Here is an 11696-nt window from a genome sequence, read left to right on the forward strand (position 1 = left end):
AAATACAGCGCTGAAAGGATTTAAAAAGGGAGCACTGTCGTTTTGCTGTCACATCATTGAGCTAATATGACCCTGCTGCTTTAAATGCTAACGGGTTAGCATGGCAGTGTGATTTATTGTTAGGTATAGAAAATGCGATTTAACCCTTTTACTCATCATCGATTGTTAACCAATGTTGTGATTGCCCTGTTTGTAATTGCATTTTTGCTAAGCGCACAAGCAGGGGAGTTAAAACCACTTGCCGACATTGCATGGTTAGATATTTTAGGTGAAGGTGGCATTGTGTTGATGACACTGACATGGATTGCAGCACTGCTTATTTCAAGGCCTCCCAGTAAAGTCACCAGTTTTTTAGTTTTGGGGCTTGGGCTTTTTATGTTTTCAGCTTCTCTCGATTTATTTGATGAATGGCTGCATCAGCCCACTAATACTTGGCTTACTTGGATCGAATCTTTACCTGCCCCTGTAGGGATGATTTTTACAAGCATTGGTCTCTATCAATGGCACAAAGAGCAATATGTATTAAATCGCCAACTAAAACGTCGTGAAGCAATGCATCGCGAGCATGAGTTAGTGTGCTCGATAACAGGGCTTTACAAAGCCAATTATTTGCAAAGCGTACTGAAAGATCAATTAACCGTGCCACAACCCTTGCAGTTGGCGGCAATTGATATTCGAGACTTTTCAAACTTTAACGCTGAATTTGGCTTTATGGAAGGCGATCGCTTATTGAGCGAAGTAAGCGAGCTGGTGTTAATGAACTGTCGCTTGAGTGATGTTGTGTGTCGCTATGCAGGTGACTGTTTTATGGTGTTGATGCCAAATACAACTGAACAGCAAGGCAAAGAGTTGGTAACGCAAATAATCGCCGCGCTGACACATTGTGCTTTTAAAGTTGAAGGTGCTAAACAGGCTAAGTTTCAACATGTTTCGTCTGCTTTAGTGAGCCGAAAACAAGATGATTCAGCGCACAGTTTGAGCGCTCGCTTACATACCCAGTTACAACAACAAAAACAACAAAGAGTGAGTCATAGTGAAGCCGTATCTTAATCAAGATGACAAATACCTCACTGCACAGGGGCTTATCACCACGCTAGTAGAGCTTGCTTTGAGCCGTGGAGTGGAGCTTCATAAATTGCTTAGAGGCACAGGGGTGTTTGAGCAAGACTTAATGAGCGTGCAACATCAGTTTAGTATTTCACAGCAAGTACGTTTACTGGCTCAATTTAAGGTGTTGATGAAATCCGCTGACAGTGGGTTTTTGCTTGGCAGCCAGCTTGCTAACGATACCTCCGTTGCCGCCCAAGGCGTACTGCAAAGCCAAAGTATTGGTCAGGCACTTAAGCAATTACACACATTGCGTATGCAATTGGCTCCGTTGTTGTTTAGTTATAGTTATCTACACAATGAGCAATATCATATTGTGCTGCAAAACGCCGTCGGCCTTGATGATGAAATGAGCCAATATGTTATGGAAATTTACAGTGCAGCGTTTTATCAAATTCTCAAGAAAGTAGCGGGCGAGCGTATTCATTGCCAATTTGACTTTGCTTATAAACGTGCCAGACATAGCCAAGAATACGAGCAACATCTAGGCTTAAAAGTTGCGTTTGAAAAGCCAATAACGCAATGGATATTAAATAAAGAAGTATTGCGAATGAAAAATCCTGCTTTTAGTAGTTTTCGTTTTTCGCAAATTAACTCACAGCTTGCAGCATACAATTGTGCCAATACAACGTTTGTCGAGGCTGTAGGGCGATTAATTTATCAAAATCCTGCTCTTAACTTAGAGCAAGTAGCCTGTGCTTTTGCCATGAGCTCTGCAACCTTTAAACGTAAACTTAAAGCGCATAATGTGCGTTTTTCAACATTGTATGATGAGCAAAGTAAGCGTAAAGCGATTTACCTGCTTGCCATGCGTAAGCAATGTAATGAGCAAGTGGCTATGCGCTTATCGTTTTACGATATAGCAAACTTTAGGCGTGCGTTTAAACGCTGGACAGGGATCACCCCAAGCCAATTAAAAATTTAGTTTAAAAATAAATTTATTGAGTAGCAGTTATTTTTATAAAGCTAGGTTAGACTGTTGTTATTGATGTATTTAACCGAGTTTGCAGATGATTGAATACCCTGTTGACCAACTTCCGCAGCTCATTGATGAGCTACTACAGTGTGATACCACCACCCGTAAAAACAAGTTACTTGCTGATGCCAAAGAAAAACTCTCTACAGAGCATCTTTCGCTTTTATTTGAAGCCTTACCAAAAGAACAGCGTTTAGAGATATGGCAGCTACTTGATGAAGATACACAACACGAAATTTTCATTAATTTAGGTGGCGATAGTTGTCGTTGGCTATTACAAAGCTTAGATGAAGCTGAGGGGTTTAAGTTACTTGATGAAGTCAGTGTCGAAGAATTACTTGAACTGGAAGAAATCATTCCTGAGCGGTTTGTTGATTATGCCCGTCGCCAACTTGATGAAGTTCAAACAAAACAATATGAGTTAGCACAACAATATAATCCAGAGCAATTAGGTCACTGGTTAGATTTTGATGCCTTAAAAGTGTCGGAAAAGCTTACCGTGGCAGGTGCCCGTAAGATTTTTCAAAAAGGGTTACCGCAATATACCGAAGTAATTTATTTAGTGAGTCGCAAAGGCACATTGATAGGTGAAGTGGCAATCAATGCTCTATTTAAAGCCAACGATAACGACAGCTTACTTGATTATGCGAACCTTGATGTGTCGGCTTTGCATGCTGATGATGACCTATATGAAGCTGCTGAAGTGGTAATACATAGCGAAAAAATGGCCATGCCGGTGGTGAATGCCGACAACAAACTGCTAGGCCGCTTATCAGTGTCATCGGCGTATGAATTACGCCAAGAAGTAACCGACGAAGCCGCTGCTAAAGCGGGTGGTCTTCGTGAAGACGAAGACCTGTTCTCAAGTGTAACAAAGTCTGCAAAAAACCGCGGTATTTGGTTGGGTATTAACTTGGCTACTGCGTTTTTAGCTTCTTGGTTTATCGGCTTATTTGGTGCGACCATTGAACAGGTTGTAGCACTTGCGGTACTGATGCCTGTGGTTGCGTCGATGGGCGGAATTGCAGGAAGCCAAACGTTAACGGTTATTGTGCGCAGTTTAGCACTAGGTCAGGTGACAGACTCTAACCGCAGAGCACTATTGAAAAAAGAACTTAGGGTTGGTGCATTAAATGGATGTGTATGGGCGTTTGTAATTGGTGTGCTCACTTACTTCTGGTTTAACGACGGAATGCTGAGTTTAACCATTACGATTGCCATACTATTAAACTTAGTTGCTGCATCACTATCAGGTGTGGTGATCCCATCTATTTTGGATAAGCTTAAGATAGATCCTGCACTTTCGGGCTCCGTTATTTTGACTACAGTCACTGATATTGTCGGCTTTGTAACGTTCCTTGGTTTGGGTAGTTTACTGCTACTTTAGCGTCAAAAATAAACAAGAAGCCTTTATAAAGGCTTCTTGTTTAATTACATTTGTAACAATAAATTAAAAATATACTGTCAAAATTCATTCTTTTTTGTTACTTTTTATATGTGTACTCACTGAGAAAGTAGTGAATGAAAAATAGATTAATGCTGTTATTACTCGGTTTGTTGTCTTTTCAGAGCAGTGCTTCTGAAAACTTCAGTGACCATGAGGTTTATTGTGCGCAGCGAAAGCAATTAAGTTGCCTAGACTATATAAACCTACAGCTTAAAAACAGTGAGTTTCATTCAGACCGTTGGTATGAAATTAAGTCTTATCAGTTTGATTATTATTATGATCAAATGGACTTTCTTCCTTTAAAAGAACATACCGAACCTTTCATTCAAACTCCCGAACTACCTGAAGTATTTCAAGTTCAGGTGTACTTTTATTACGCTAAATCAATGCATTACCTCGGGGAGCACGAAGTAGCTCAAAAATATGCAACGAAAGCGTTTGAAAAGCTACAGGCTATTTTTGACTCGTTTGGTAACCCAATGCGCATGGTTGAATTGGCAAATTTACAGCATGTATTTGGTAATAAAGAAACGGCTTTACAAATTCTTGATAAAGCCGAGCGTCGATTTGGTAAGAGCAAAGACCCTATTTTTCATTTTGAGTTGTCATCAAACAAAGCCCATGTATTTCATTCTTTGGGTGATTTAGAGAGTGCTTTGATCAGTAGAGAGGCCGCAGTTGACTGGATTTTAAAAACCACTCATGCCCGTAAAATAACCATTGCACTAGGGAACTTAGCACGTACCCATCAATTATTGGGGCACTACTCAAAAGCAGAACACTATTATCAACAAGCGCTTGAGTATATGAGTGAATCGACTGATCAACTGATTCTCGCTATCTATAAATTACGTTTAGCTGAGCTAAACTGGCAAGCAGGTAATCATGAGCAAACTGTTAAGTGGTTTAAGCAAGTGCATAAAGACGATATTCGCCAAACGCATACCGCTCTTTATACACAGCTTAAAAGTGCACTTTAGATAGAGTAAAAACAGCCTGATTTTTCAGCTTCGCCTGGCGCTAAAATTTGCAAATGAGTCGATTCACCCTGCTGCATCATAGGTTTCATAGCCTCATCAAATAACTTAGCCGCTTTTTCCATTTGTTTAGCTTGCTCATTTAACGCTTTAAAGTCGGCATCATGAGAAGCAATGAGCGAATCAAGTTTATGAGTTAATTCATCTTGCTCTTTTAATAAATCTTTGTTGATTCTTAGGTGGTCTTCGTCTTCTACCACGGCCTTTTCTGTAATTGCTTCTATCTGCTGTGAGTATTCTGTGACTTGCTGCTCCATCTCAGTGAGGGGAAGCTCCAGTGATTCAAGTTTTTCTTGCTCACGCTTTAATTGTTGATAGGCGGCGATTTGCTCATTGTTTAACGTGCCTTCATGCACTTTTTTACAGTCCTTAAAGGTGATAACACGGTAGTTGTTATCGTCAATTGTTGTGCTTGCGTTAGAAAGACCAATACAGGCAGTGGTGGCTGCGGCTAATAGAGCTGATGTTGTGATGCGTACTAAATTCATAATGCTGTCCTTAATGGGTTACGTTATTAAGTTAGTCGCAGCAAGTGTGAAAAAAGTTGGTTAAACGAGTTATATTTTTATAAGGAAGCGGTGCTAGCCTAAGCCAGCACCGATTATTTTTAGAAGTTATAAGTGATGTTACCGTAGATGAAACGGCCATCTAAACTATAAGGTGTAAACGCACTATAAGTGAAAATTTGATTAAAGTCGCTGTAACCTATGTTGCTTACAGTATCTTGTGGGTACTGATCAAATAAGTTGTTTGCGCCAACAGCAAATTTCCATTGTGCAGATGGGCGGTATGCCACCTCTAAATCAGTGATCCATTTTGCATCAATGACTTCATCACCCTCTGGTGTGCTTGATGTATCCACCACTTCGCCGTAACGCGTGGCGCGAAGTGTTGTTTGGAAGTTTTCAACGTCCCATGTTGCAGACAAGTTCCACTTATTTGCTGGCGTGCCTTCTTCGAAGCGGGTAATTTCACGACGCGCAAAGTATTCGTAGCTATCACCAAGGGCTTCAAGTTCAGCAGGGTTTTCTTTAACATGAGTGACTTCGGTGTCATTAAAGTTAACGGCTGCACTTAAGCGTAAGTCACCGTAGTTCTCAAGCCCTAATGAATAGGTTGCAACAATATCAACACCTTGCGTACGTGAATCAATGGCATTGGTAAAGTAGCGAACGCTTTGAGTATTTTGCTCACCGGCCCCGGCTAAAATAGCCTCTACGGCAGGGCCACTTAAGTTCTCAGACAACACAATACGGTCATCAATGTCGATGCGATATGCATCAAGCGTTAAACTAAAGTTACCTTGCGTAAAGATAAAGCCCGCAGTCATGTTGACTGATTCTTCTGCATCAAGGTCACGAGCCCCCAATGCGCGCGCCGCAGGTTCATCAACAGGGAACAAACCAACTTCACTTGGAATACCATTTTCAAATACCGTGCTTACCGATTTGTAAGACGTTTGTGCAAGTGACGGCGCTCTAAATCCAGTACTAATTGCACCACGTAGAGACAATGATTCATTCACGCTGTAACGAGAAGCCAGTTTTGATGTAAAAGTACTACCAAAGTCACTGTAATCTTCAAAGCGGCCAGCAAGAACTACATTCCAGTCGCTTGTAAGGTAGGTATCAAACTCAGCAAATACAGCGACATTATGGCGGCTTTCATCAGTTGCACTGTCAGGTGAAAAGCCTGCTAAAACTTGTGCACCACCGGCAGCAACAGGGTTGCCTGCATCATCAAGTACCGTGATATAAGAAGCTGTTTCACCTGCTTTAATTTGGTAGTTTTCGTGGCGATACTCTGCACCAATGGTGACAAACACATCGTCAGGTAAGCCTAAATCAAGCGTGTTGCTGGCATCCATGTTAACTAGGTATTGCTCGTACACAAGCGCACCGTTATCAAACTCTGTTGGGCTATTTACGCCCATTGACGTGTTTAAACTGTTGCTAACACCTAAACCAAAGTCATTACGACCATAGTTGCTGCTTAGATCCCATGTCCACTCATTGGTTTCGCCGTTCAGGCCAATAGCAAATGAGTAGTCATCTACGTCGGTATCAATTTGTGGCAAGAAACCGTCAGGATATACTTCAGGTAAATTACGCGAGTCTTTCGCACGGCGGTAAAAACCAGCCGAGTTACCTTTACGGTTTGAGTAACTAGCAAAAGAATAAAGCGATAACGTGTCGTTAAACTCATAACCTAGGTTATAGAATAGGGCGATATCTTCAATATCGGCTTTACCAAAACGGTGGTTGTAGCGGTCAAAGTCGAATTCACGTGGATCTAGGTTACCGTTTGCATCGCGGCTATATTGTTCACGCTGGTCAATACCTGAGCGGTTAGTTGGCTCGTTATTACGCGATTCAATTGAAATATTAATAAAGCCATTATCTGCAAATGAGAAACCCGCATTAGCGCTTGCGGTGCGCGAAATACCATCGTTTAAATTGCGGTCAGCGCCTTTTGCAAAGCTTAAGTTGCCTTCGCTATCTGCGCTTGTGCCTAATAATTGTGGCGAGCCTGCCATTTGTGTGTCGTACTCACCATAGGTGTAGCTTACACTACCGCCTTCGTCGGCATCTTTTAGTACAATGTTAATTACACCAGCAATGGCGTCAGAACCATATTGCGCGGCAGCGCCATCACGCAGTACTTCTACGCGTTTAATTGCTGAGGTAGGAATATTATTTAAATCAACCGCCGTTGAACCACGACCTACGGTACCACCTAAGTTTAATAGTGCACCCGCGTGGCGGCGTTTACCGTTGACTAATACCAGTGTGTGATCCGGTGCAAGGCCACGTAATACCGCAGGTTTTGCGTGGTCAGTACCATCGGCAAGGGTTGCACTTGGGTAGTTAAAACTCGGTAACTGTGAGGCAAGTACTTGGCTAATTTCAAGCTGACCTGTGCTTGCTAAGTCGCGGCTTGTTAATAAATCAACCGGAACAGTACTTTCTGACAGGCTACGTAAACTACGGCGTGTGCCCGTCACTGAAATAACTTCAATATCTTTTGCTGTATTTTCAGCAGGTTGCTCAGCAGCGATTGCAGTCACTGATGCAGCAAGCGTACTTGCGATTGCAAGTTGCAAAGGTAATTTGTTGAATAATGCCATTTTTGATTCCCATCTGACTTATCTATTTTAGCGCAGTGTAAAACGCATAATGGGAACAAACAAATAACATAAAAGTATAGTATATGTGTAACTAACGCGACTTGTTAATTAGTTTTTTACGTTGTTAATTATGTGTTTACGCGCTAATACTGATCTTGTTGCGTCCCTCTGTTTTGGCACGGTACAACGCGGTATCGGCTGCGCAAATTAACGCCTCTGATGTACGGTATTGGTTATTAAATTCACACGCAATGCCTTGGCTTACACTTATTCTAAAATCACTGGGTAAACCTATATCTGTAAATGACATTGTATTGATTTTAATTTGAATATGTTTTGCAATTGCTGCGGCTGTGTCTTTTTGACACCTTGGTAATATAACGGCAAATTCTTCACCACCGTAACGCGCTGCTAAACAGTCATGAGAGGGCAGTGACTCGGCAATTATACTCGCTACTTTTTGTAAGCACTTATCACCTTTAACATGACCGAATCGATCGTTAAATAGTTTAAAATAATCAATATCAATTAATATAGTACTAATAGCCTGATTTGTTTGCACACTTTCTTGCCAATGTTTTTTTAATGATTCTTCCAAAGTAAGGCGGTTTGCAAGGCCTGTTAAGTGATCGGTTGTGGCTTGTTTTATTAAGCGATTATACTGCTCTTTATGTGATGATAAATCATGTAAAACGCAAATAAATAAATTATCTGCAATAGCGATATTTTTAGGTAAGCTTGATATACATAAATCAGCATCAAGGGTTTTATTGTCGGCACGGTTAATTTTAACTTCATTCGGCCCTAAACTAATTGGTGAGTCTTTATGATCTAACCAGCTTAGTAGTGTATACATGTATTTATCGCGGTCGGTATCGTGCAGATAATGTAATAGGTTTTGACCAATTAAGGCCTCTTGGTTATCACCAAAAAGTTGTGCAGCCATCGGGTTGGCAAATTCAAACGTGCCTTGACCATTGATGATAAAAACACCCTCAGCCATGTGTTGAAACATCTGTGCAATTAAAGCGAGCTGATCTGAGTTTATAGAGTTAGGTAACGCACCCTCTGCGTGGTTTGTGATTTTGCTTGTTTGTTTATTTTTGTTGTTGGAAATAGACACACTCGTTCCTTTTTGCCAATGCAAACGTTTTTGGTGTCTATAAAGTTACTTAAAAAAGTGCAAATAAACCTTCTGGTAACCTTCTGGTTTTAAGTTGTTGTTTTTTAATGGTTAAAGGCTCCTGTAAAGGAGCCGTAACTAATATCATTGAGAGTTATAGTTCTTTTTCGTTTTCTACTTGAGGATCCTCACTTTGATCCAGTTTTCGTGTATCCATTTGTACTTGAGTTATCGCTTGTTCATTCGCTAATTGGGCTAATAATTGGCTGAGGTTAGCTGAATCGGCGCTCACAACAAAAAAATCACTGACCTGATGTTTGAATGTTAACTGATAGCGAGTCGCAATGTCAGCAAAATAAACTGACTCTGTAAGCTGTAGCACTAAATCGCCCGTTAGCTGTAAACCAGCACCATTTTGTTGGTCAGTGATAATGTCACCCACCGCTAAATTAGCGTTATTAGAACTTGCTAATTGAGTCAACAGAGCTTTGCTTGAAGTAATATCTGCCGCACTTACATTGACAGAAAAAAGAACAGAAAAAATTAATATAGCAGAAACAAAATAGTTGTTAGTTTTCATCATAACTCCTTTATTAATGACCATAGAAACGCAGCGACCATGATTTTAATACGCCATCAAGGCTATTATTTTCGTCATTCATACTTAATAAACCTGTTTTTTCATTATATAAAAGCGTTTGGCTATTACCTTTGTCAGTGTCGATTAAACGAATTTTCCAATCACCAAAAGATGACTCGCCATAAAAATGCTGACTTAATAAAACAGCATTCTCGATGCTATCGTTATTAATGTTAATAAGGCCAGTACGAGGACTTAATAAAACGCTACGTGTACCTGCTGGAGAAATTAATTCAATAGCGAGATCTCTAAAACGAGCGTGATCAATCGACACCTTTAACTGTACAGCTTCAATCGTTAACGCCTCATTGCTAGACATACTATCTTGCGCGCCATTTAAGCTCGCATCAGGAATGATGGTGTGATTATTATGCGTTTGCCATGCAGTTGTTTTTAAAGGGGGTAAGTTGCTGGTTGTTTCTTTCGCTAAGGCAACCGCTGCATCTACATCAATCGCACCTAAACCGTAAAAATAATGATAGTGGTAGCCTGCATTGTTTTGTTGCCAGCCATCAATAGCTGAATAGCTCACAATATTATCGCTGTTATTGGTAAAAGTAAGGGCGACTCCTTGGTTTGATTGATCAATTTTACGAGCTGTCTTTGCTAACACATGTTTGACGGTGCGCGCATCCAGTTGTGGATTTGCAGACATTACCAGTGCAACAGCACCCGAGGTGTTAGCCGCTGCGGCCGATGTACCATACATTGTTGTGGTCGCATCACAAGAAGGATCAATACCTAAGTTATTTAGTGTATTGTCATGGCCTCTGTTATACCCCAAGTCACAACCTGTTAAATCTGTGGTTGTGATACCCACACCATCTTGGCTATATTCTCCGCCTGGTGCAGTTAAAAAGACATTCGCACCAACAGAAGAATAAGATGCTAATTTTCCTTCTGCATTGTATGCAGAAACCACTAAGTTCCAAAAGCTCGCATTGTCAGCGCTAACATTGGCATTGTGAAATGGAAGGCCAAAATTGTTAAAACGCTCTTGCTTCTCATAAGGCATGATCTGGAATTCAGTATCGCCAATAAATGTATTGTATTGTTGATAAGCATTACCAGCGGATTTTATAAACAATGCACCTAAACCATCATTGCTGTCTAAAACAACTTGCTTCATTGCGTGTTCTTTTAAGCCCATGGTTAGTGATGCGTCGACATTAGTGAACAATGTTGGTTTACTGCTATAGCTTTGATTAAACACGCGCGAGCTGGCAAGCTCATCACCTGAAAAGCCATGAGAAAGCAGCCAGTTACTGATTGATTGCGATTCTAAATAGTTAAAACCAATAATTTTTGCTGAAGGAGCAACGCCACGGCCACCTAGGTTGTTGCTTTCAGTCGCTGCAATAATACCGGCAACAGCTGTGCCATGGCCTTCGCTATCAACAAGGGGCTGATTGCTATCACGTAAGTTTATTGATCCAGAGGTCACATTTGACCACAAATCAGGGTGGGTTAACTCTACACCACCGTCGATAATTGTAACGGTTACACCTTGACCTTTTATACCCACTAAATCAGAGCCTACGAGGTTAAGACCTGTACTAGCAGAATCGTTGGCATTTAAATGCCATTGGTGAGAAGTCAGTGGGTCATTGTTGTTAAGATTTTCAACTGCAATCGTACTAAAAGTACCGAGGAGGCAAAAACTTAATAGCGCGTGTTTTACATACATTTATTACACAATCCTTTTAATATGTAGTGTTATGATTATTAAAGTTATTTTAATAATACAATAGTGTCACTTTTCTGTTCTGGTGACAACCTTTGGTATGTATTTGGCTGATGATTTTATAGGCTGTGGGGCTTGGTGAAAGGCTCCTTGATGGAGCCTTCAAAAAGTGCTTTAGTCTTCTTCTTTATTAATTATTTGTGGATCAGCACTTTCATAGTTATTACCATTGTAATGTACGGTGAAAACCATACAAACTATACCTTTATTCTCATCCGAGTCTGTTATATGAATGGCCAGACCGTTGTCAATAACTGTAGGAGTAAAATCTTGCGCGCAATTGCCCTCAAGGTTTGTAAATTTAGCGCCAGTAAATTTAAAGCCTTTCGCAGCAGTTGCTTCATTTAGTGTGTAAATTCCAAGGCTGTTTCTTTCTTTAACAGTACCACCTCCAGAAACTTCTTGACCGTTTTGGAAATATGTAAATATCGCCTCATTATTACTATTGAGTGCAATATTGACAGTAAAGTTGTAGGTTTTTTTTTCGCTCATGTT

General features: G+C 40.7%; 10 protein-coding genes. 4 read left to right on the forward strand and 6 right to left on the reverse strand.

The window, feature by feature from the left end:
- Window positions 1-132: 132 nt before the first annotated feature.
- From L3Q70_RS05100 to L3Q70_RS05115, 4 genes are all read left to right on the forward strand, one after another.
- Window positions 133-1050, forward strand: coding sequence for a GGDEF domain-containing protein (locus tag L3Q70_RS05100; protein WP_062570445.1), 918 nt, complete (start codon window positions 133-135; stop codon window positions 1048-1050).
- Window positions 1034-2032, forward strand: a complete 999-nt coding sequence (locus L3Q70_RS05105) for an AraC family transcriptional regulator ligand-binding domain-containing protein (RefSeq protein ID WP_237115000.1) — start codon at window positions 1034-1036, stop codon at window positions 2030-2032. The genes L3Q70_RS05100 and L3Q70_RS05105 overlap by 17 nt, the downstream gene beginning before the upstream one ends.
- A gap of 85 nt (window positions 2033-2117) precedes the next feature.
- Window positions 2118-3470, forward strand: a complete 1353-nt coding sequence (locus tag L3Q70_RS05110; protein ID WP_237115001.1) for a magnesium transporter — start codon at window positions 2118-2120, stop codon at window positions 3468-3470.
- A gap of 134 nt (window positions 3471-3604) precedes the next feature.
- The gene (locus tag L3Q70_RS05115; RefSeq protein ID WP_237115002.1) at window positions 3605-4510 is read left to right on the forward strand and encodes a tetratricopeptide repeat protein; all 906 of its coding nucleotides are present in this window, start codon (window positions 3605-3607) and stop codon (window positions 4508-4510) included.
- On the opposite strand, the gene L3Q70_RS05120 is transcribed toward L3Q70_RS05115, so the two are convergent.
- From L3Q70_RS05120 to L3Q70_RS05145, 6 genes are all read right to left on the reverse strand, one after another.
- A complete protein-coding gene (locus tag L3Q70_RS05120) occupies window positions 4507-5055 on the reverse strand; it encodes a hypothetical protein (RefSeq protein WP_237115003.1) in 549 nt (182 codons plus the stop codon). The two genes, L3Q70_RS05115 and L3Q70_RS05120, sit on opposite strands and share 4 nt — an antisense overlap.
- A gap of 119 nt (window positions 5056-5174) precedes the next feature.
- The gene (locus tag L3Q70_RS05125; protein ID WP_237115004.1) at window positions 5175-7694 is read right to left on the reverse strand and encodes a TonB-dependent receptor; all 2520 of its coding nucleotides are present in this window, start codon (window positions 7692-7694) and stop codon (window positions 5175-5177) included.
- A 136-nt stretch (window positions 7695-7830) separates the two neighbouring features.
- Complete coding sequence (locus tag L3Q70_RS05130; protein WP_237115005.1) at window positions 7831-8817, reverse strand: sensor domain-containing diguanylate cyclase; 987 nt, start codon at window positions 8815-8817, stop codon at window positions 7831-7833.
- Between the two features lie 154 nt (window positions 8818-8971).
- Window positions 8972-9400, reverse strand: a complete 429-nt coding sequence (locus tag L3Q70_RS05135) for a hypothetical protein (RefSeq protein WP_237115006.1) — start codon at window positions 9398-9400, stop codon at window positions 8972-8974.
- 10 nt (window positions 9401-9410) lie between these two features.
- Window positions 9411-11144 carry a S8 family serine peptidase gene (locus tag L3Q70_RS05140; protein WP_237115007.1) on the reverse strand — a complete coding sequence of 578 codons (1734 nt, stop codon included), beginning with the start codon at window positions 11142-11144 and terminating at the stop codon, window positions 9411-9413.
- A 171-nt stretch (window positions 11145-11315) separates the two neighbouring features.
- Entirely contained in the window at window positions 11316-11693 is a 378-nt protein-coding gene (locus L3Q70_RS05145; protein ID WP_193988531.1) for a DP-EP family protein, read from the reverse strand.
- Window positions 11694-11696 lie beyond the last annotated feature (3 nt).

Origin of the sequence: Pseudoalteromonas sp. CF6-2 (genome assembly GCF_021729425.1) — a bacterium.
GTDB classification, from domain to species: Bacteria; Pseudomonadota; Gammaproteobacteria; order Enterobacterales; family Alteromonadaceae; genus Pseudoalteromonas; species Pseudoalteromonas arabiensis.